At 73.4% G+C, this 21387-nt stretch carries 16 protein-coding genes; 12 read left to right on the top strand and 4 right to left on the bottom strand.

Annotated elements, in window-relative coordinates:
- The first annotated feature begins 37 nt into the window (after positions 1 to 37).
- Together AC060L_RS01685 and AC060L_RS01680 are read left to right on the top strand one after the other, a co-directional pair.
- The gene (locus AC060L_RS01685) at positions 38 to 3853 is read left to right on the top strand and encodes an AfsR/SARP family transcriptional regulator (RefSeq protein ID WP_483796468.1); all 3816 of its coding nucleotides are present in this window, start codon (positions 38 to 40) and stop codon (positions 3851 to 3853) included.
- A gap of 169 nt (positions 3854 to 4022) precedes the next feature.
- Positions 4023 to 4427 (top strand): RDD family protein, encoded by a 405-nt coding sequence (locus AC060L_RS01680; RefSeq protein ID WP_483796467.1) that lies wholly within the window; start codon positions 4023 to 4025, stop codon positions 4425 to 4427.
- Positions 4428 to 4454: 27 nt separating this feature from the next.
- Here AC060L_RS01680 and AC060L_RS01675 read toward each other — a convergent pair whose 3' ends face one another.
- Both AC060L_RS01675 and AC060L_RS01670 read right to left on the bottom strand, forming a co-directional pair.
- Positions 4455 to 5267 carry a class I SAM-dependent methyltransferase gene (locus tag AC060L_RS01675; RefSeq protein WP_483796466.1) on the bottom strand — a complete coding sequence of 271 codons (813 nt, stop codon included), beginning with the start codon at positions 5265 to 5267 and terminating at the stop codon, positions 4455 to 4457.
- 5 nt (positions 5268 to 5272) lie between these two features.
- The gene (locus AC060L_RS01670) at positions 5273 to 6181 is read right to left on the bottom strand and encodes a LysR family transcriptional regulator (RefSeq protein WP_483796464.1); all 909 of its coding nucleotides are present in this window, start codon (positions 6179 to 6181) and stop codon (positions 5273 to 5275) included.
- A 73-nt stretch (positions 6182 to 6254) separates the two neighbouring features.
- Between AC060L_RS01670 and AC060L_RS01665 the strand changes: the two genes are divergently transcribed.
- Together AC060L_RS01665 and AC060L_RS01660 are read left to right on the top strand one after the other, a co-directional pair.
- Positions 6255 to 6641 carry a RidA family protein gene (locus tag AC060L_RS01665; RefSeq protein ID WP_483796462.1) on the top strand — a complete coding sequence of 129 codons (387 nt, stop codon included), beginning with the start codon at positions 6255 to 6257 and terminating at the stop codon, positions 6639 to 6641.
- 211 nt (positions 6642 to 6852) lie between these two features.
- The gene (locus AC060L_RS01660) at positions 6853 to 7737 is read left to right on the top strand and encodes an alkaline phosphatase family protein (RefSeq protein ID WP_483796460.1); all 885 of its coding nucleotides are present in this window, start codon (positions 6853 to 6855) and stop codon (positions 7735 to 7737) included.
- An 88-nt stretch (positions 7738 to 7825) separates the two neighbouring features.
- Here AC060L_RS01660 and AC060L_RS01655 read toward each other — a convergent pair whose 3' ends face one another.
- Complete coding sequence (locus AC060L_RS01655; RefSeq protein ID WP_483796458.1) at positions 7826 to 8401, bottom strand: GNAT family N-acetyltransferase; 576 nt, start codon at positions 8399 to 8401, stop codon at positions 7826 to 7828.
- A gap of 341 nt (positions 8402 to 8742) precedes the next feature.
- On the opposite strand from AC060L_RS01655, the gene AC060L_RS01650 reads away from it, so the two are divergent.
- The 8 genes from AC060L_RS01650 to AC060L_RS01615 all read left to right on the top strand — a co-directional run bounded on the left by AC060L_RS01650 (position 8743) and on the right by AC060L_RS01615 (position 20021).
- The gene (locus tag AC060L_RS01650) at positions 8743 to 9855 is read left to right on the top strand and encodes a hypothetical protein (protein ID WP_483796456.1); all 1113 of its coding nucleotides are present in this window, start codon (positions 8743 to 8745) and stop codon (positions 9853 to 9855) included.
- A 55-nt stretch (positions 9856 to 9910) separates the two neighbouring features.
- The gene (locus AC060L_RS01645; protein WP_483796454.1) at positions 9911 to 11413 is read left to right on the top strand and encodes a pyridoxal phosphate-dependent decarboxylase family protein; all 1503 of its coding nucleotides are present in this window, start codon (positions 9911 to 9913) and stop codon (positions 11411 to 11413) included.
- A 115-nt stretch (positions 11414 to 11528) separates the two neighbouring features.
- On the top strand, positions 11529 to 13052 hold the full coding sequence (locus tag AC060L_RS01640; RefSeq protein WP_483796452.1) for an N-acetyltransferase family protein: 1524 nt from the start codon (positions 11529 to 11531) through the stop codon (positions 13050 to 13052).
- Between the two features lie 411 nt (positions 13053 to 13463).
- On the top strand, positions 13464 to 14732 hold the full coding sequence (locus tag AC060L_RS01635; protein ID WP_483796450.1) for a MurT ligase domain-containing protein: 1269 nt from the start codon (positions 13464 to 13466) through the stop codon (positions 14730 to 14732).
- 434 nt (positions 14733 to 15166) lie between these two features.
- Positions 15167 to 15898: a type 1 glutamine amidotransferase gene (locus AC060L_RS01630; RefSeq protein WP_483796609.1), complete on the top strand. Its 732-nt coding sequence runs from the start codon at positions 15167 to 15169 to the stop codon at positions 15896 to 15898.
- 373 nt (positions 15899 to 16271) lie between these two features.
- Positions 16272 to 17297: a 6-phosphofructokinase gene (locus tag AC060L_RS01625; protein ID WP_483796448.1), complete on the top strand. Its 1026-nt coding sequence runs from the start codon at positions 16272 to 16274 to the stop codon at positions 17295 to 17297.
- Positions 17298 to 17540: 243 nt separating this feature from the next.
- Positions 17541 to 18506: a cytochrome c oxidase assembly protein gene (locus tag AC060L_RS01620; RefSeq protein ID WP_483796607.1), complete on the top strand. Its 966-nt coding sequence runs from the start codon at positions 17541 to 17543 to the stop codon at positions 18504 to 18506.
- 198 nt (positions 18507 to 18704) lie between these two features.
- Positions 18705 to 20021 carry a hypothetical protein gene (locus AC060L_RS01615; protein WP_483796446.1) on the top strand — a complete coding sequence of 439 codons (1317 nt, stop codon included), beginning with the start codon at positions 18705 to 18707 and terminating at the stop codon, positions 20019 to 20021.
- Here AC060L_RS01615 and AC060L_RS01610 read toward each other — a convergent pair.
- Positions 20006 to 21358 carry an MFS transporter gene (locus AC060L_RS01610; RefSeq protein WP_483796445.1) on the bottom strand — a complete coding sequence of 451 codons (1353 nt, stop codon included), beginning with the start codon at positions 21356 to 21358 and terminating at the stop codon, positions 20006 to 20008. The two genes, AC060L_RS01615 and AC060L_RS01610, sit on opposite strands and share 16 nt — an antisense overlap.
- Positions 21359 to 21387 lie beyond the last annotated feature (29 nt).

Raw genomic sequence — 21387 nt, 5'->3', positions numbered from 1 at the left:
TGCCGGAGCCCGCTCACGGGCGGGTAACATCCCGATAATGGACCTTCCACAGGCGCCCTCGGACCCCGCCTCAGCCGCGCTCCCGGCCCCGCTGACCCCGTTGCGGTTCGGCCTGCTGGGCCCGCTGACGGTCCATGACGCAACCACCGGGGCTCCGCTGGCCGTGCGCTCCCCCAAGGTCCGCGCGCTGCTCGCGGTGCTGCTGCTGGAGCCGAACCGGGCGCTCTCCCGGGACCGGCTGACCAGCGCGCTCTGGGGCGCCCGCCCGCCGGCCACCGCCGGCACCTCGCTCAACAACCACGTGGTCCAGCTGCGCCGGCTGCTCGGCCCGGACGGCGCGCAGCGGCTGCGCACCGTCCCGCCCGGCTACCTGCTGCGGGTCACCGAGGGTGAGCTGGACAGCGAGACGTTCGGCGGCCACCTGGCCGGCGCCCGATCCGCGCACCGCACGGCGGACTGGCAGACCGTCAGCAGGCGGACCGGCGAGGCGCTGGCACTGTGGCGCGGCACGCCGCTGGCCGACCTGCCGGGGCTCGCCGAGGAGGAGCTGCCGCTGCTCCAGGAGTTGCAGGAGCTGCGGTTGCAGGCGCTGGAGTGGCGCTTCGACGCCGAGCTGGAGCTGGGCCGCGCGCACGGCCTGATCCCGGAGCTCGGCCGGCTGGCCGCCGAGCACCCGCTGCGCGAGTCGTTCCACCGCCAGCTGATGCTCGCGCTGTACCGCACCGACCAGCGGGCCGAGGCGCTCGCGGTGTACCGGCGGCTGCGGCGGACGCTGATCGACGAGCTCGGCATCGAGCCGAGCGCCGGAGTGCGCGCCGCGCAGCAGCAGATCCTGCGGGCCGAGCCGCATACCGCCACCCCGCAGCCCGGCGCGGCGGCGCCGTCGGCCGCTCCGGCGACCCCGGCCGGCTTCGACCCGGCCGGGCAGCCGACGGCACCGCTGCCGGGCGGCGTGCTTCTCCCTGGCGTCCCGACGCAGGCCGGCCCGCCACTCGACAGCCCGGCGCCCGGCAATGCGGCGCCCGGCGCTACGGCGACGGGCAGCACCGCGCCCAGCGGTACGGCACCCGGCACTGCGGCACCCGGCAGCGCGTCCCCGGCGGACAGCCCGGTGCCGGCCGGTGCCGGGCTGCCGCGCGACGTCGCCGGCTTCACCGGCCGCGACGAGGACCTGCAACGCCTCCTCGCCGCCTGCCGCGCGGGCCTGGCGACCGGCACCGAGGTCGGCGTCCACGCGGTGGACGGGATGCCCGGCGTCGGCAAGAGCGCACTCGCACTGCACGCCGCGCACCGGCTGGCCGGCGAGTTCCCCGACGGCCAGATCTTCCTGCCGCTGCACGCGCACACCCCCGGCACCCCCGCCGTCGAGCCGGCCACCGCGCTCGCCGCGCTGCTGCTCACCGTCGGCGTCCCGCCGCAGCAGATACCGCCCGACCTGGACGCGCGGGCCGGTCTGTGGCGCAGCCGGCTGGCCGGCCGGCGGATGCTGCTGCTGCTCGACGACGCCCGCAGCAGCGAACAGGTGACCCCGCTGCTGCCCGGCGCCCCCGGCAGCCTGGTGCTGGTCACCAGCCGCCGCCGGCTGCCCGCGCTCGGCGACGCGCTGCCGATCACGCTGAACGTGCTGTCGCCGTACGAGGCCGCCGCGCTCTTCACCGCGAAGGCCGGCCGGCCCGACCTGGCCCCCGACGACCCGTCGGTGATCGAGGTGGTCCGGCTCTGCGGCTACCTGCCGCTGGCCGTCCACCTGACCGCCGCCCGGCTGCGGCACCGGCGGGCCTGGTCGGTCGCCGACCTGGTCCCCGACCTGGCCGCGGCGACCGGCCGGCTCTGCTCGCTGCGCGCCGAGGACGTCTCGGTGGCCGCCGCCTTCGACCTCTCCTATCGCGATCTGACGCCCGACCAGCGCGGCCTGTTCCGCCGGCTCGGGCTCTACTTCGGCGACGACTTCGACGCCCGCGCGGCGGCCGCGCTCGCCGGCACCGACCTGGCGACGGCGCGCCGGCTGCTGGAGGAGCTGGAGGACCACCACCTGGTGGACGAGCCGGTCCGCGGCCGTTACCGGATGCACGACCTGATCCGCGAGCACGCCCGTGCGCTCGGCGCCGAGGACGAGCCGGGCACCCGGGCCGCGGCCGTCACCCGGCTGCTCGACCACTACCTGGGCGCCGCGACGGTGGTCCGCCGGCAGCTGACCAGCCGGCGGGCGCTCGGCGGCGAGCCGGGCAGGCTGCCGGAGCTGCCCGAGCTGGGCACCCGCGAGGCGGCCTGCGGCTGGCTGCGGACCGAGCGCGGCAACCTGCACGCCGCCGTCGTCTACGCGGCCGCGCACGACTACCCGTACCACGCGGTCCGGCTGCCCGCCGCGCTGCACGACTTCCTGCGCACCGAGGGGCACTGGAACGAGGCCCGCGCGCTGCACCACATCGCGCTGGAGACCGCCGCGCGCACCGACGACCGGCTCGGCCAGGCCGAGGCGCTCACCCACCTGGGCACCTTCCAGCGGCTCACCGGCGAGCACGAGGTCGGCGCCGCGCACCTGCGCCAGGCGCTCGCGCTCTTCCGCGAGCTCGGCGAGCCGAGCGGCCAGGCCGCGGTGCTGACCCAGCTCGGCGCGATGGAGCGCACCTTCGGCGAGAACGCCGCCGCGCGCGAGTACTTCCGGCGGGCACTGGCGCTCGCCGTCGCCGCCTTCGACCAGCGGGCCGAGGCCGAGGCACGCAGTCAGCTGGGCATCCTGGGCCGGATCACCGGCGAGTACGCCGAGGCGACCGAGCAGGCGGCCCAAGGGCTGCAGCTGTTCCGCGCGCTGGGCGACCGCGCCGGCCAGACCGCCGCGCTCAGCGAGCTGAGCCTGATCCAGCAGCTGACCGGCGACTTCGCGGCCGCCGAGGAGAGCCTGCGCGGCGCGCTGACGCTCTGCCGGATGGGCAGCGACCGGCCCGGCGAGGCGTACGCGCTGGCCAACCTCGGCTCGCTGCAACAGCTCACCGGCGACTACGCGGCGGCCGAGGCGGCGCACCGCCAGGCGCTGGCGCTCTTCCGCGGCCTGGGCAACCGGATCGGGCACGCCAACGCGCTGATGGGCCTGGGCGCGGTCCGGCTGGTCACCGGCCAGTACCAGGCGGCGGAGCGCGACCTGCTGCGGGCCGGCGCGATGTACCAGGAGCTGGACGAGGCTCGCGGACGGATGAACATCGGCGCCTACCTCGGCGTGCTCCAGCAGGCCACCGGGCGGCACGCCGAGGCGGCGGCCAGCCTGCGGCACGCGCTCGGGCGCTACCGCGAGCAGGGCGACCGGCTCGGCGAGTCCCGGGTGCTGGCCTACCTGGGGGACGTGCTGATCTCGCGCGGCGAGTACCCGGCCGCCGAGGAGCACCTGCGGCAGGCGCTGGCGAACTGCCGCGAGCGCGGGGACCGGGTGGGCGAGGCGGAGGCCGGCAACATCCTCGGGCGGCTGCTGGTCCTCCGCGCGGCGGACGGCTCGGCGGACCGCCCCGCCGCCGCACCGGTGACCGGGACGGTCGGCGGAGCGGCGACCGGCTCGGTGACCGGGCTGGTGAGCGGGCCGGCCGGCGGCCCGGCGGACGCTTCGGCGGGCGGTCGGCTGGCGCAGGCGCGGGCGGTGTTCGCGTCGGCGCTGGAGACGGCGGTGGCGGCCGGCTCCCCGCTGGAGGAGGCACGGGCACTGGAGGGCCTGGGCGGCTGCGATCTCGCGGCCGGTGACACCGCTGCCGGTACCGAACGGCTGTCGGCGGCGCTGGCACTGGCCCAGCGGCTCGGCGTGCCGGACGCCGCCCGGATCCGCGGCCGGCTGACCGCCGCGCAGGCGGCGGACTCGCTGGCCTGCTGACCCGCCCGGCGCGGCCATCGGGCGGCCCACCGGGCGCGCAGGACGGGCTCGCAGGCCGGGCTCGCAGGGCGACCGGCGTCACCCCTGGGACCGGTGCGGCTTGCGCCCTGGCGGCGACCGGCGAGGCTGGTAGGGAGGTCCGCCCGCGACGCACCCCGAGGAGAGCGCGTTGAACAGCGCGTTGAACTACGCCCACTGGTCGGTGCGAGTGGTGTCCTTGCTGATCGACCTGCTCGCCTGCGGGGCGCCGAACATCATCGCGGGCGTCTTCGACCCCGACAACGCCGCGCTGCAGGTCGGCCTCGGCGCGGTCTCACTGCTGCTGCTCGGCTACAACCGCTGGTACCTGGCCGGGCGGACCGGGCAGAGCTGGGGCAAGCAGCTGATGAGCATCGATCTGGTCCGGCTGGACGGCAGCGAGCCGGTCGGCGTGCTCCGGTCGTTCCTGCGCGACCTCGCGCACCTGCTGGACACCCTGCCCTGTCTGCTGGGCTGGCTCTGGCCGATCTGGGACCGCCGGAAGCAGACCTTCGCGGACAAGCTCGCAGCCACCGCCGTCCTCGGCGCGCCCTGACCCGCGCCCTGGCCCGTGCCCCGTGCTTTACCGGGCCGTCGGCCGGGTCGCGATGACCACCTCGGTGCGGATCCGCTCCTCGAACCTGCCCGCCGGTTCGAACGCGCTCAGCGCGGCCCGCAGGTCTCGCTCGAACGGCTCCCGGTTCGCGCCGAGTTGGGCGGGGCTGCTGTAGCTGTAGGAGAACTGGAGGCCGACCAGCTGATCGAGGCTGCGGCTGATGGTCCGGTCCCACTGCGCGAACTCCATCCGGGAGAACGGCGATTCGGCCACCACCCGCTCGTGGCGCAGCTCGGGCTGGTAGACGTACAGCCCGGAGCCGGCCCGCCGCTGCGGGCCCAGGTAGCGGGACCGGACCTCGGCGATCACCGCTCCCCAGGACGGCGGCGCGATGTCCTCGTGGTCGGCGCCGACCGTGGTGAGCACCACGGCACCGCCGGGGGCGATCAGGGCGTCCAGATCGCGCAGGAGCCGGGCGCGGTCGGTCCAGTGGAACGAGGCACCGAGCACCGCGTGGTCGAGCGGTCCGAGCTCCGACGCGGCCAGCGTGGTGAAGTCGCCGAGCTGCCAGCGGATGTTCGACACCGCTGCCTCGTCGGCGAGTTGCCGCCCGACCGCGAGCATCTGCGGCTCCGGGTCGAGCGCGACGACCTCGCGCACCAGTCGGGCCAGCGGCAGCGCGAGCGCGCCCGTTCCGGTGCCCAGGTCCAGCACCCGCTGGCTGCCGTCCAGTTCGAGCCGCTCTCGGAGCAGCTCGAACAGCGCGGGGTGGTACGGCGGGCGGTACTTCGCGTAGTACGGAGCGGTGGAGGCGAAGAGTTCACTCGGTCGGTAGGCCATGGCCGTCACTCTGGCGAATCCGGCGTCCCACTGCCACGCGTTATCTCCAGGAACCGCCCGATCAGCGGGTTGTCGTCGGCGGCGCGCCAGCAGACCGCCACCGTGGTCCGGGTGTTCGGCACCACCCGGCGGTACGCGACGCCGCTGAGCCGGATCCGCCGGATGCTCGCCGGCGCGATCGAGACCCCGAGTCCGGCGCCGACCAGTGCGCTGACGGTCTGCCACTCCACCGCCCGCTGTCTGATCCGCGGCTCGAACCCGGCTGCCGCGCACAGCCCGAGGACCTGGTCGTGCAGCGCCGGGCCGAGCATCCGCGGCAGCAGCAGGAACGACTCCTCGGCCAGGTCGGCCAGTTGGACGACGCGCCGACCGGCGAGCGGATGGCCGGCCGGCAGCACCGCGACGAACTCCTCGGACAGCACCGGCGCGTGGGCCAGACCGGGCTCGGCGTGCGGCTCGCGCAACAGGCCGACGTCGATGGTGTGTTCGTGCAGCGCGGCGAGCTGCGGCGCAGTGGTCATCTCGACGAGCTCCAGCTCCACGCCTGGGAACCGGTCCCGGTACGCGCGCACCAGGCCGGGCAGGATGGTCAGCGCGAGCGAGGCCGAGAACCCGACCCGGAGCCGCCCGGCCGCACCGGCACCGGTCCGGCGGGCCGCGTCGAGTGCGGCGGACAGCCCGGTCAGCGCCTGCCGAACCGCCGGCAGCAGCTCCCGGCCGGCCGGCGTGAGCGCAACCGGCCCCGGGCCCCGGTGCAGCAGCGGGTACCCGACCCGGTCCTCCAGCCGCCGGATCTGCTGGCTCAGCGGCGGCTGCGCGATACCGAGCCGCTGCGCCGCCCGGCCGAAGTGCAACTCCTCGGCGAGCACCGCGAAGGCGTGCAGCTGCGACAGCGAGAGCTCCGGGCGATCCATACGCCCAGAGGTATCACACGATGCCGGAACGACTATTGGACGTATCGGAGCCGGCCCGCCTAGCGTTCGCCGCATGATCGAACGACGCGCCATCCTGAGCGGCTCCACCTTCGAGGAACAGATCGGCTACGCCCGCGCGGTGGTGGTCGGCGACCACGTTTACGTGTCCGGCACCACCGGGTTCGACTACGCGACCATGACGATCTCCGAGAGCGTGATCGAGCAGGCCGAGCAGTGCCTGCGGAACATCGAGTCGGCGCTGACCGAGGCCGGCGGCACGCTCTCCGACGTGGTCCGGGTGCGCTACCTGCTCCCGCGGCGCGAGGACTTCGAGCCCTGCTGGCCTGTCCTGCACGGCCGCTTCGCCGTGGTCCGCCCGGCCGCCACGATGATGGTCTGCGAGCTCGCCGACCCGCGCATGAAGATCGAGATCGAGGTGGACGCGGTCATGACGCGCTGAGTCCACGGCTCCAGCGCCGACGCAGGCGGGGAACGCCGTGCGGATCCCAGGCGAACACTCGGTGACGGGCGGCGGAATGTTGGATTCCGATATCAAGGCGGGTCCGGCGCAGCACCAGGTCAGCGGTTCTGGCCCGGCGGCCGGGCGATTAGGGTGCGCGTCAGGTTTTCCCCGCCTGACCGTATGACCGTACGACTGATCGGAGTCCCCTGTGTCCAGCATCTGGCCCGCCGGCCCGCGCCGTGTCCTGGTGGTCGGCATCGACGGTGTCCGCCTCGACCTGCTGCCCGAGCTGGCCACCCCGCGGCTGGACGAGGTGGCCGACGCCGGATTCCTCGCGCCGGTGCAGGTGGACGACGCGACACCGACCATGTCCGGCCCGTGCTGGGCGACCATCACGACCGGCGTGACGGTCGCCAAGCACGGCGTGCTCGGCAACCACCTCGGCGGAAACCGGCTGGACGTCTTCCCCGACTTCACCACCCGGCTGGCGGCCGTGCACCGGCGCCGGACCTTCGCGGTGGGCGGCTGGGAGCCGCTCTTCCTGGCCCGCCAGGGCGGCCCGCTGTTCGCCGCCCCGGGCCGGCTCTCCTACATCGCGCCGCTGGAGGACACCCCGCAGGCCTGGGAGGTCTGCGACGAGCGGGTGACGGCCGAGGCGGTCACCGTGCTGACCGGCGACGACGACCCGCAGGCCACCTTCGTCTACCTCGGCGCGGTGGACGAGACCGCGCACTTCCTGGGCTGCGGCGAGGAGTACCGCGAGTCGATCCGCACCGCCGACGCGCGGCTGGGCCGGCTGCTGGACGCCGTCCGCAGCCGCCCGACGTTCGCCGACGAGGAGTGGACGATCATCGTCGTCACCGACCACGGCCACGTCGACCAGGGCGGCCACGGCGGGCGCACCGAGCTGGAGCGCACCGCCTGGGTCGCCGCCTGCGGCCCGGACCTGCCGGCCGGCGCCCCCGTGCAGCCGGTCCGCCACGTGGACGTCGCCGCCCACGTGTACGCGGCCCTGGAGATCGTGCCGGACCCGCACTGGACCCTCGACGGCCGGCCGTTCACGCCGGCGGCGCAGCCGGTTCCGGTCGCCTAGAAGGGCGCCTGGAGAGCAGTCGAAAGGCCCGATACCCGGCACCGCATCGCGGTGCCGGGTATCGGGCCTTTCCAAGCCCGGACAGGCCCTAGAGCACCTTGACCAGCTTCTCGAAGGCCAGATCGGGCCGCTTCGGGATGCCGAAGCGCGAGTCGCCGTACGGGAACGGCGAGAGCTCCCCGGTGCGCCGGAAGCCGCGGCGCTCGTACCAGGCGATCAGGTCCGCGCGCTGGACGATCACCGTCATCTCCATCTCGCCGACGCCCCACTCCTCGCGCGCGAAGCGCTCCGCCTCGGCCAGCACCGCGCGGCCGACGCCGCCGCCCTGGAGCGTGGGCCGGACCGAGAACATGCCGAAGTAGGCGCTCGCCCCGCGCCGCTCCACCTGGCAGCAGGCCAGCAGCTCAGCCGTGCCCGCACCCGCACCCTCGCCGTCGCCGCCACGGCGCTCGGCGAGCAGCACCCGGCTGTCCGGCCGGGCGAGCGTCTCGGCGACCGACGCGGGGTCGGTGCGCTGCCCGTCCAGCAGGTCCGCCTCGGTGGTCCAGCCCACCCGGCTGGCGTCGCCGCGGTAGGCGGACTCCACCAGCTCGACCAGCGCCGCGACGTCCTGCTCGGTCGCAGGGCGGAAGAGCAGCTCGGGGGCGGGGACGGACGCTGTCATGCAGTACTCCAGATAATCCGAACGGGGGATAAGCAGGGGATAGCCGAAAAGGCCCTCCAGGAATCGTGCCACAGCGCCCCGCCGCACCCGCCACCCCGGCTCCCCCGCCGAACCGGCCCGCCCGCGCTGCGCCACCCGGTCTCCCGAAGCCCCCGAATGCCACGGCGGCACTCCCCGTATGGGTCAGCCCGGATCGGCAACGCCCCACGCTCGGGGAAGGATGAGCCCGTGCCCGCCCACTCCCACACCGCCCAACCCCACACCGTCCACTCCCACACCGACCGCAGCGACGCCGTCCACCTCGACGCCGTCCACCTCGACCACCGGGGGCTCTGACCAGCATGCACCCGCGCATCTTTGCGATCTTCACCGCATTCCTGCTCGGGGCGCTCGGCCTCGGCGCGGTCGCGGTCACCCAGTGGGTCCCGGTGGCTCCGGCGGCGGCCGGGTCCGGCGCCGGCGGTATCGCGGCCGGCCGTCCCGTCCGGGCCGGCGGCGCCGCCTCCGCCTCCCCGACCGGCGACCCGGCGGTCTGGACCCGGAGCACCCTGCGCAACAAGCTGATGTCCGAGATGGACGCCACCGACCCCGGCGTCGCGCTCGCCGACCTCGACAAGATCACCAAGGCGAAGCCGTACACCGTGCGCTTCTGCCACCCGATCGCGCACGAGCTGGGCCACGCCGCCGTCAAGCGGTACAACTACGACTTCGCCAAGGTGCTCTCGTTCCCCCACGACACCTGCGCCTCCGGCTACCTGCACGGCGCGGTCGAGGAGATGCTCGCCGCCTCCACCGACCCGGGCAACGACCTGCTCAAGCTCTGCCAGCCGCAGATGACCGGCCCCTGCGTGCACGGCACCGGCCACGGCACGATGTTCGTCACGAAGCAGAACGTCCCGGCCGCCCGCGACCTGTGCAGCAAGTACGGCTCGCAGAGCCGGATCATCACCTGCTCCGAGGGCCTCTTCATGCAGCTGTTCGGTCCGGACGAGGAGGACGAGAACGCCAAGGCGCAGCTGCCCGCCGACAAGCTGGCCACCGAGCCGCTCTACCCGTGCCCGGAGCAGCCGGCGCTCTTCCAGTCAGCCTGCTACTTCTACGCGCCGACGTTCTTCCTCTCCTCGCACGACTACCCCAACCACCCGGAGGTCTACGCCCAGGCGCTCAAGTGGTGCCTGAACGCGCAGGCCGGCGGCGGGGCCGGGGACTGCAGCCGGGGCGTCGGCTCGCGCACCATGAAGTACAACCTGGACCAGGAGGACTGGGTCGGGCAGCAGTGCGCGAGCGCGGCCGACAGCTGGCAGCGTAAGTCCTGCGTGGACGGGATGGTCAGCTACTACACGGTCAACTACACCGACCCGGGGGCCGCCGGCCGGCTCTGCGCCAAGCTGACCAACGAGGAGATCGCCCGCGACTGCCGCTCCTCGGCCCACCTCTCCGGCTCGCTGGACTAGATCCGGACCGGATGCAGCAGCGGGCCGGCAGCGCCACACCCGTACCATCGCCCCCATGCACCCCACCGCAGCCGATGCCGCAGCAGCCGCGGCCACGTCCGCAACCGCCGACCAGACGTTTCGCGCCGCCGCGCGGAGCGCCGCCGACCTGGTCGCCGACTACCTGGCGGCCGTCCCGGCCGGGCCGGTCTGGCAGCCGATGGACCCGGCCGCCCGCGAGCAGCTGCTGAACGCCCCGCTGCCGCGCACCGGCCGGGAGCTGGACGAGCTGCTCGGGGTGATCGCGGCCGACGTGATGCCGGCCCCGATGGGCAACGGGCATCCGCGCTTCTTCGGCTGGGTCAACTCGGCCCCGGCGCCGGCCGGCGTGCTGGCCACCCTCGCCGCTGCCGCGATGAACCCCAGCTCGGCCGGCGGCGACCACGCCGACGTGCACCTGGAGCGGGCCGTGGTGCGCTGGATAGCCGAGCTGGTCGGGTTCCCGCACCCGCCCGGCGGCGGGCTGCTGACCTCGGGCACCTCGATGGCCACCATCGTCTGCCTGGCCGCCGCGCGCGGCCGGGCCGCGGCCCGCGCGGGGTGGGACGTGCGGGCCGACGGCCTGTCCGGGATGCCGCCGCTGGTCGGCTACGTCACCGGGGAGACGCACTCCTGCGTCCGCAAGGCCGCCGAGCTGCTCGGCCTGGGCAGCCGCAACCTGCGGACCGTCCCGGCCGATGCCGACGGGCACCTGGACGTCGACGCGCTGCGCGCGGCGGTCGCCGAGGACCGGGCGGCCGGGCGGCTGCCGTCGTTCGTGGTCGCCTCGGCCGGGACCGTCAACACGGGCGCGGTGGACCCGTTCGAGCCGATCGCGGACCTCTGCGCCGACGAGGAGCTCTGGCTGCACGTGGACGGCGCGTACGGGGCGTTCGGCGTGCTGGACCCGGTCATCGCGCACCGCTACGCCGGTCTGGAACGGGCCGACTCGCTCGCGCTGGACCCGCACAAGTGGCTCGGCGTGCCGGTCGACTGCGGCTGCGCGCTGGTCCGCGACCCGGCGCTGCTGCGCGAGACCTTCTCGCTCGTCCCGTCCTACCTGCGCGACGAGGAGGCGGGCGGGCTCGGCTGGTTCTCCGAGTACGGCACCGAGCAGACCCGCCCGTTCCGCTCGCTCAAGGTCTGGGCGACCATCGCGCACCGCGGCCGCGACGGCCTCGCGGCCGACCTGGCGCAGTGCACCCGGCTGGCCCGCAGGCTCGGCGAACTCATCGAGGCCGACCCGGAGTTGGAGCTGCTGGCGCCGGTCGAGACGTCGATCGTGGCGTTCCGGGCCCGGCCGCGCACGCTGGACGGAGCCGGGCCCGACACGCTCAATGCGCTCAACGCGGCCCTGCCGCTCGCCGTGCAGCGGCGCGGGCAGGCCTTCGTCACCGGGACGGTGCTCGGCGGCCGCGAGGCGCTGCGCGCCTGCCTGCTGAACGCGACGACGACCGAGGCCGACTTGGCCGTACTCCTGGCCGAAGTCCGCGCGGCCGCAGCCGAGCTGACGGATCATCACGGTGATACCGGCCAGTAGCCAGGCCGATCGACGGCGCCCGGGTTGACCAGGACTGTTACTTACACAGAAGACATTTACCAGTCGGTCATAACTCATTCGTGATCGTGAAACACCAGGGCGTCATCGTGGAGTCATGACTCAGCTGCGCCGTGCCACCACCTCCCGCGTCACCACCTCCCGCATCACCGCCCAGGCCTCCCGGGCCGAGCGGCGCCGGGCCGGCACCGAGCGCTGGCGCCGCGAGACCGTCGAGCTGGCCGCCGTCTTCCTCGCCGTGGCCACCGCCGACCTGACCGCCAACGTGGTCGTGCACGGTCACGACGGCCCGGTGCTGCTGGTCGCCTCGGCCGCCGCACTGGTCGCGACGGCGGTGTTCCACGTCTGGTGGTCGCACCGCCACCCGCACGGGCCGCCGGGCCCCGAATCCCTACACGACAGCGGCCCGGCCCGGTCCGACGCGACCGGGGCGACGGGGGCGACCGACCCGGCCGACAGCCCCGCGACCGACGGTGCCGGTGCACAGACCCGGCTCTGGCGACTGCGCGCCACCGTCTCGGACGCCCCGGGCAGCCTGGCCGGCGTCTGCACCGCGCTCGCCGTCCTGCGGGTGAGCATCATCTCCCTGCAGACCCACCCCCTGCCGGACGCCACCGTCGACGAGTTCCTGCTGCGCGCCCCGCGCTCGCTCGCCCGCTCGGCACTGGCCGACGCGGTCGCCCGGGCCGGCGGCGCCGACGTCTGGACCGAGCCGGCCGACGCACACGATCTGGTGGACGTCCCCACCGACGTGCTCGCGCTGGCCACCCGCACCGCGCTGGACGCCGCCGAGCTGCCGGTCGCGCTGCGCCGGCTGTTCGGCCAGGTCACCATCCGCCAGTTCGCGCGCTCGGGGGCCGACGACAGCCGCCCGGCGCCCAGCCTGGAGGGTCACCTGATGCGGCTGCCCGCACCGGGCGGCGAGCTGATCGAACTCTCCCGGCCGCACCTGCCGTTCACCCCGACCGAGTTCGCCCGGGCCAAGGCCCTGGTCGAGCTCGACGCGGTGCTCGGGCCGCGGGTCCCGGCGGTCAGGGACCGGCTGCGGCTGCCCGCCGACCCGGGCACCGCCACCAGCGCCGGCACCGGCACCGGCAGCACGAGCTCTGCGGCCGGCGCCGAGCTGACGGTCCGCCGGGCGCACGCCGGCGACCAGGCGGCGGCGCTGGCCATGCACCGCCGCTGCTCGGCGGCCACCCTGCGCCGCCGCTACCACGGGCCGGTCGCGGACGCCGACCGTTACCTGCACCACCTGCTCGACCCCCGGCACGGACAGACGCTGGCCGTGCAGACCGCCGACGACCGGATCGTCGCGCTCGCCCACCTGATGTGGGACGGCGACAGCGCCGAGCTGGCCGTCCTGGTCGAGGACGGCTGGCAGCGCCGCGGCCTGGGCCTCGACCTGCTGCGCCGGATGGCCGCACTGGCCGCCGAGGCGGGCGTGGCGACCGTGTACGCCGTCACGCAGGCCGGCAACACCGCGCTGATCGGCGCGATGCAGCGACTGGCGATCCCGCTGGACTACCAGGTCGAGGACGGCACGCTGGTGATCACCGCCTACCTGGCCGGCGCCGCCGAGCAGCTGCCGACCCCGTGGCCGTCGGTGCCCGGCCGCTCCTGAGCCGCCCGCTGAGCCCGCTCGGGCGAGCCAGGACCAGACCGGACCAGAACCGAACCGGGAGCAGCCCGGGAGCCGTGCGGGAGCTGTCCCCGCACGGCTCCCGGGCTGCTCCTCGATTGCTCCTCGATTGCTCCTCGGCTGCTCCTCGGCTGCTCCCGGTCCGACCCGGACACCGCCCGGCCGGGCACCCGCGGCAGGCACCCGGCCGGGCTGACCGGAGGCCGTCAAAGTACTGTTTCCACTGGTCGCAGCGCCGTCGGAAGCGCCGTCAGAGGCCTGACCGGGCAACCGAGGATGGGGCCCGTGGCTCGGTGCTGCGGGACGGAGCCGTTAGGCTGGCCCCGTCCCCGCCGCCCGACGGCCCTGACTAGGCCAAAGGGAGGTCGCCCGTAAGAGGAGGAACCCCTGAGCATGCCAGGCACCGGATCGGAGGCCGCGGCCACCGGCGCGCGCGACTCCTCACTGCCCGCCCGCTCCAAGCTCGCCGTCACCGCGGGCAAGATGGCCGGCGCCGTCTCCCGCGCAGCCGGCCGCGGCAGCGGCTCGGTGATCGGCGGCAAGGTCGCCCTCAAGCTCGACCCCGACCTGCTCGCGCGGCTCGCCGACCACCTCGACGTCGTCCTGGTCTCCGCGACCAACGGCAAGACCACCACCACCAGGCTGATCGCCGAAGCACTCGGCGCGGCCGGCCCCGTCGTCTCCAACGCGCTGGGCGCCAACATGCCCGCCGGCATCACCGCGGCGCTGGCCGGCGGCTCCGACGCCCGCTACGGCGTGATCGAGGTGGACGAGAAGTACCTGGCCGGCGTCGCCCGGGACACCGCCCCGAAGGCCATAGCGCTGCTGAACCTCTCGCGCGACCAGCTCGACCGGGCCGCCGAGACCCGGATGCTGGCCGAGAAGTGGCGTGAGGGCCTCAAGGACACCCAGGCCGTGATCATCGCCAACGCGGACGACCCGCTGGTGACCTGGGCCGCCTCCTCCTGCCAGCGGGTGGTCTGGGTGGCCGCCGGTCAGGCCTGGAAGGAGGACGCCTGGTCCTGCCCGTCCTGCGGTGGGGTCATGCAGCGTCCGGGCGACGACTGGTACTGCCAGGAGTGCGGGTTCCGCCGTCCGCAGCCGCACTGGGCGCTCCAGGGCGCCCACGTGATCGACCCGAACGGTGCCGCCTGGCCGATCCAGCTCCAGCTGCCCGGCCGCGCCAACCTCGCGAACGCGACCAGCTCGGCCGCCGTCGCCGCCGTCTTCGGCGTGCCGCCGCAGGTCGCGCTGGAGCGCATGCAGTCGGTCGCCGCGGTCGCCGGGCGCTACGACGTGGTCAGCTACCAGGGCCGCGACGTGCGCCTGCTGCTGGCCAAGAACCCGGCCGGCTGGCTGGAGACCTTCTCGCTGATCGACGGCCCGCCGGCCCCGGTGATCCTCTCGGTGAACGCGATGGACGCCGACGGCACCGACACCTCCTGGCTCTGGGACGTGGACTACGAGCGGCTGCACGGCCACCCGATCTTCGTGATGGGCCAGCGCCGACTCGACCTCGCGGTCCGCCTGGAGGTCGCCGGTCTGCAGTTCCAGGTGGTGGAGACGCTGGACGAGGCGGTCCGGATGGCGCCGCCCGGCCGGATCGAGGCGATCGCGAACTACACCGCGTTCCAGCAGCTGCGCAAGGTGGTGGCGGGCTGATGGGCACTCCTCCCCCGCCGCCGGGCTACCAGCCGCAGCCCGGCTACCCGCAGGATCCGCGCCAGCAGCCCGGCTACCCCCAGCAGCCGCAGCAACCCGGCTACCCCCAGGGCCCCGGCCCCGGCCGGCCGCAGCAGCAGCCCGGCTACCCCCAGCAGCCGCAGCAGCCGGGCTATCCGCAGGGTCCGGGCCATCCGGGCCAGCAGCAGCCGCAGCAGCCCGGCTACCCCCAGGGCCCGGGCCCCGGTGGGCAGCCGCAGCCCGGCTACCCGCCGCAGGCACCGGGTCACCCGGGAGCGCCGTACCCCGGCGCCCAGCAGCCCGGCGCCGGTCAGCAGCCCCCGGCTGCCCACCAGCCGCCGCCTGCGCACCAGCCCCCCGCGGGGCACCGGCCGCAGCCCGACCAGCAGCCGTCGTACGGAAGGTCTTCGAGGATGAGCGACAGCAGCCTGCGGCTGGTCTGGGTGTACCCCGACCTGCTCAGCACCTACGGTGACCGGGGCAACGCCCTGGTGATCGAGCGCCGGGCCCGCCAGCGCGGGCTGAACGTCGAGCGGATCGACGTCCGGTCCGACCAGCGGGTGCCGACCAGCGGCGACATCTACCTGATCGGCGGCGGCGAGGACCGCCCGCAGCGGCTGGCCGCCGAGCGGCTCCGGGTGGACCCGGGCCTGCCGCGCGCGGTGGACAACGGCGCGATCGTCTTCTCGGTCTGCGCCGGCTACCAGATCCTCGGCCACGAGTTCATCAACGACCTCGGCGAGCGCGAGCCGGGTCTGGGCCTGCTGGACGTCTGGTCGGTGCGCGGCGAGGGCGCCCGCAGCGTCGGCGACGTGCTGGCCGAGCCCGACCAGCGGCTCGGCCTGCCGACGCTGACCGGGTTCGAGAACCACCAGGGCGTCACGCACCTCGGCCAGGGCGTGTCCCCGCTGGCCCAGGTCACCGCGGGCGGCGGCAACGGCGACGGCAACGGCACCGAGGGCGCCTGGCGGGACACCGTCTTCGGCACCTACCTGCACGGCCCGGTGATGGCGCGCAACCCCGCCGTCGCCGACCTGCTGATCAAGCTGGCACTGGACGTCAACGCGCTCCCGCCGGCCGACACCACCTGGTACGAGGCGCTGCGGGCCGAGCGGATCGCCGCCACCACCCGCCAGCCGGCCTGAGGCCCGGGGCCTGGGCCCTGGGCCGGCCAGGCCGCTTCCCGGTCAGGACCCGTCCTGACGAGCCGTCGGTGAATTCTCCCCGGCCGCCGGATGTCCAGCATTCGGCGGCCGGAGCTCCGACGGCGAGATAGCTGGACAATGAGAACCGTCGGATGCACACCCTCCTCGGCAACCGGCTGCACACCCGCGCGGGCGCGCCGAAGACGCCGCCCCGTGCCTGCTCCCGCCCGGCCGGAGGCGGGGGCCGCTATGATCAGCTTCGGGGTGAAATGCCCGAATTCTGACCCCGCCCTTCCAAGGTGGTAGTCCGGCCGTCCGGTTCTTCCCCCAGCCTGGCGGCTGGGCGGTGCCCCCAGGGGAGTTGCAAAAAGAAATGCGTATTGGTGTGCTGACCAGCGGCGGCGACTGCCCCGGTCTGAACGCTGTGATCCGCTCCGTGGTCCACCGGGGGGTGGTCGACCACGGCGACGAGATCATCGGTTTCCAGGACGGCTGGCGAGGTCTACTCGAAGGCGTCCACCGCCCGCTGACCCTCGACTCGGTCAGCGGCATCCTCGCCCAGGGCGGCACGATCCTGGGCTCCTCCCGGGTCCAGCCCAGCCACCTGCGGGACGGCGTGGCGCGGGCCAAGAAGCTCTGCGCGGACCTCGGCATCGACGCGGTCATCCCGATCGGCGGCGAAGGCACGCTGAAGGCCGCCAAGCTGATGAGCGACGGCGGCCTGCCGGTCGTCGGCGTGCCGAAGACCATCGACAACGACATCGCCTGCACCGACGTCACCTTCGGTTTCGACACCGCCGTCTCGGTCGCCACCGACGCGCTGGACCGCCTCAAGACCACCGCCGAGTCGCACCAGCGGGTGATGGTCGTCGAGGTGATGGGCCGTCACACCGGCTGGATCGCGCTGAACGCGGGCATGGCCGCCGGCGCGCACGCGATCGTGGTCCCGGAGCGCCCGTTCCACATCGACAAGCTCACCGCGGTGGTCCGCGAGCGGTTCGAGCGGGGCAAGAAGTTCGCCATCGTGGTCTGCGCCGAGGGTGCCAAGCCCGAGCCCGGCACCATGCACTGGGAGGAGGGCACCCGGGACATCTACGGCCACGAGCGGTTCACCGGCATCGCCACCCAGCTCTCCGGCGAGCTGGAGCACCGCCTGGGCAAGGAGGCCCGCCCGGTCATCCTCGGCCACACCCAGCGCGGCGGCACCCCGACCGCGTACGACCGGGTGCTCGCCACCCGGTTCGGCTGGCACGCCGTGGAGGCCGCGCACAAGGGCGCCTTCGGGCAGATCACCGCGCTGCAGGGCACCCAGATCAACCTGGTGCCGCTCGGCGAGGCGGTGGCCGACCTGAAGACCGTGCCCGCCGAGCGTTACACCGAGGCCGAGACGGTCATCTGACCGCCCGTCCGGCACCGTGCCGTGCCCCCGCCGATCCGGCCACGCCGATCCCGCGGGGGCACCGGTCTGCCGGGGCCGCCGCGCGACGGCCGGGGGCGCCCGCAGCGAGCGGGTAAGGCGCCCGTAGTCTGGAGCCCGACAGAAAACGGACGAACCGGACCCCGGGTGTTACGGGGCGCCGGACGCCACCGGACGCTACGGGCACAGAGGAAAGCGGGGCCGCCGATGGACGGCATGTCGGGGATGCACCACCACGGCGGAGACGGGTTGGGGCCGTTCTCGCTGAACACGGTGCTCACCTGGTCACCCGACTGGCCGTTCCTGCTGGCCTGTCTGGTCGCGCTGGGCCTGTACGGCGCGGGCGTCCTGCGGCTGGTGCGGCGCGGCGACAGCTGGCCGGTCGGCCGCAGCATCGCCTGGCTGCTCGGCGTGCTGACCGTGGTCGCGGTCACCTGCTCGGGCCTGAACGACTACGGCATGGTGCTGTTCAGCGCGCACATGATCCAGCACATGGTGCTGAGCATGCTGGTGCCGATCCTGCTGCTGCTCGGCGCGCCGATCACGCTCGCGCTGCGCTCGCTGCGCCCGGCCGGCAAGGGGCGCCCGCGCGGCCCGCGCGAGCTGCTCGTCGCACTGCTGCACAGCCGGTACGTCAAGGTGATCTCGCACCCCGCGTTCACCATCCCGCTCTTCATCGCGAGCCTCTACGGCCTCTACTTCACGCCGCTCTTCGACACGCTGATGCAGTCCCGGATCGGGCACATCGCGATGATGGTGCACTTCCTGGCGGCCGGCCTGCTCTTCTTCTGGCCGATCATGGGCGTGGACCCCGGACCGAACCGGCCGGGCCACGTGATGCGGATCATCGAGCTGTTCATGGGCATGCCGTTCCACGCGTTCTTCGGCGTGGCCGTGATGATGGCGACCAGCCCGCTGGTCACCACCTTCAACGCGGCGATGGCCCCGCCCGGGACCGACCTGATGGCCGACCAGAAGATGGCCGGCGGCATCACCTGGGCGTTCGGCGAGATCCCGACCGCAGTGGTGCTGATCGCGCTGGTCTTCCAGTGGTCCAAGTCCGAGCAGCGGCACGCGATCCGCAGCGACCGCGCGGCGGAACGGGACGGCGACGCCGAGCTGAACGCGTACAACGCCTACCTGGCCTCGCTGGACAAGCGCGGCAACCGGCCCGCCAACACCACCGGCTGACACCCCGGCCCCCGCCCACCGACGACCCCGCCCGCCACCCGGCCGGCGGGGTCGTCCGCTTTCCACCCGCCGACCCTCGCACCCGCACCCGCGCTCACACCCGGCCCGCGCGATCAGGCATACAGTTAAAGCACTCCCATCAACTCGAACATGTCCGTAACAGCAGGCGCGCTTCGATAACCGTGAGGAGTGGTTAGAGTGCTTTCAACTCCCGTCAATCTGATCGAGTCGTACTTCGGCGTTGAGCTTGACCGTCGCGGGATCAAACATCTGAGAGGAATTCCAGAAGGCCAGTGGATTGACTTCGCAAAGCAATACCAGGCCACGATGGACAAGTCCTTTGCGAAGGATTTTCTTGCAGTACCGGACGGAACCCCGGCTGCACTGCGTCTCTACTTCGAACCAGCCCTGAGGGACAACTGGGACGCGGCGGTGTATCACCTGTACGGGTCCGCCACACCCCTTCTCGGGATCAAGCCGGACCCGGAATCCGAAATCAGCCCGGCCATTGCATCCCAGATGCTGCAACCCTTGAAGAAGCACCTTCTGGTGGCCGACTCCGTCTTCATAAGAGACAGCTTCTATTACTGCTTCGACCGGCTCGCCGAATACGGCCATGAAACAGGATGGAGCAATTATGCGCCGTTTTATGTCACCCGACTCAAGGCTTGGCTCCCGCTACTCAAGGAGCTTCGCCCTCTCATCGAGTCGCAAGCTTTGATATTCACACCCTACTGGCTGACGCCTTCATTCCCCAACGTGACCTACACTGTCGATAAAATGAATTCTTTCAGACTCGGCATACGTCACTCCGAGCCCGAAACTCGCCCGCGCGCGAAAATCAGCTTCGAGAACTGGGATACGCCACCCCAGATAGTGGATGCGCCACATCGCCCCTGGGACTCAAGCTCGCACCCAGGGGGCATCGACAAGGATGCGGTCATCACCACCTGGCTCAATGCCAGGTTAATGGGTCTGAGCCCGGTCTTCCCTGATCTCGCTATGTACGATTTCAGTTCGCAGCTGTACTTCCGGGGCGAGGACGGCCAGAATGAGCCTCCCCAGTTGACGAGTGACCTGATATCATTCGACATTCTCCCACTGGGAAGAAAGAAGTCGGTTGGCATAAACGATCTGATGTCACTCCGAAAGAACGAAGAAGGCTTCGCGGCAGTTCGGAGCGCAGTCACGGCATGTCAGCAGGAGTTGAAAATAGCCCTGACGCCCGAGGCAACCCAGAAACAGGCACGTGAATTGTGCAGCGCAGTAATGAATGACTACCGAGCACAATATGGCGGCAAGGCCTGGAAAGCCGTGACCTTCCTCAATCAGAACATGGCCGCCCAAACTGCGCTCGGCATTATTGTAGGCGCAACACTGATCCCGACCGCAGGTATCAGTGCCGCTATAGGAGCGTTTGTACCGGCCCTCGTCTCGCCTGCCATCCTCGGCGCAGTGATGGACCGAAGCAATCCCGCCAGCCGAGCGCTCTCGCACCTTCAAGCCATCCTCTGAGGATCCCGGCACCTCCGGGGTCTCGGATCTTCTCCCGAGCGACGGCGCACAGATTCCAGGGTCCTGCTGGTGGCGTTCGGGCTCGCGTTCCTGTTGCCGCGTCGGGGGGATCGGAGCGCGGCGGAAGGCGCATGAGGACGGGAGCGCGTGGCAGGCCTTCGCGAGGCGAGTGCGAAGGCCGAGGTGGCCAGTAGCGCGAAGCCGGCGGCCGCTGCCATCGCGGCGGGGAGGGAGCGGGTGGCCAGCGGCCCGGCGAGGGCGGCGCCGAGCGCGAAGCCGCTGAGCTTCAGGCTGGCGCCGGTGGTGAAGATCTGGGCGCGCAGGCGGTCCGGCGCCTCGCGGTGCCGGATCGCGAAGAGCGCGAGGAGTTGCGGCCCCTCTGCGAGTCCGGCCAGCACGGCTGCCGCGAGGAGGGCGATCGGGCGGCAGCTCGCCGCGAGCAGCAGGGCGGCGGCCAGCAGCAGCGTGCTGCCGAGCAGGACGGTGTCCGGGCGCAGCGCGCGGGCGTGGCGCACGAGGAGGGCGTTGGCCGCGAGCCCGGCGGCCGCCAGCAGCGCGAGCAGGATCGGGCCGCGGTCGGCGGCGCCGAACGCGCGGGCGCCGAGCAGCGGGCTGCACGCGGTCAGCATGCCCTCGGCGACGCAGGCGAGCACCGAGGTCACCGTCGCCCGGGTCAGCGGGCGGGAGCGGCCGATCGCCCGGAATCCGGCCAGGAGATCGGTGGCGATCGAACCCGCCCTCGGGTGGGGTCGCCGGTCGGCTTCCGCGGGTGGCACCGGGGCGGCCGGCAGGGCGAGAGCGGCCGGCACGGCGAGGGCGATCAGGGCGACGGCGGCCGGCACCCCGGCCGTCGCTCCCGCTCCGGCCGCCACCAGGCCGGCCAGGGCTGGGCCGAGCAGGCTCGCGAGGTTGAAGGTCATCGCGTCCAGCGCGTTGGCACACGGCAGCGCGGCCGGGGTGACCAGCGCGGGCAGCTGCGAGGTCCAGCCGCCGGAGAGCGCCGGTCCGAGGAGACCCGCGAGGACGGCGAGGAGCAGCGCGACCGTGAGCGGCAGCCGTCCCAGGACCAGCAGGATGACCGCGAGCGCCGCCGCGTAGAGCCCGAGTGCCAACGCCAGCAGGCCGCCCGGCCTGGCGGACCGGTCGAGCAGCACCCCGAACACCGGCCCACCGAGCGCGGCCGCCGCGGTCAGGGCGGCGAGCAGCACGGTCGCCGAGCCGGCCGTTCCGGTGGCGGCGAGGCCGGCCAGCAGCAGCGCGGGTCCGGACATCTCGTCGCCGGTCCGAGCCATCGCCGCACCGGCCAGATAGCCCCGCAGGGCGTAACGCTTCTCCATCAGCAGCACGTTACGCAGGTAACTTAAAC

The sequence above is a fragment of the Kitasatospora sp. NEAU-69 genome (assembly GCF_057158765.1).
Note: the sequence above shows the minus strand (reverse complement) of the source record. Positions and strands in the feature narration are given on the sequence as shown.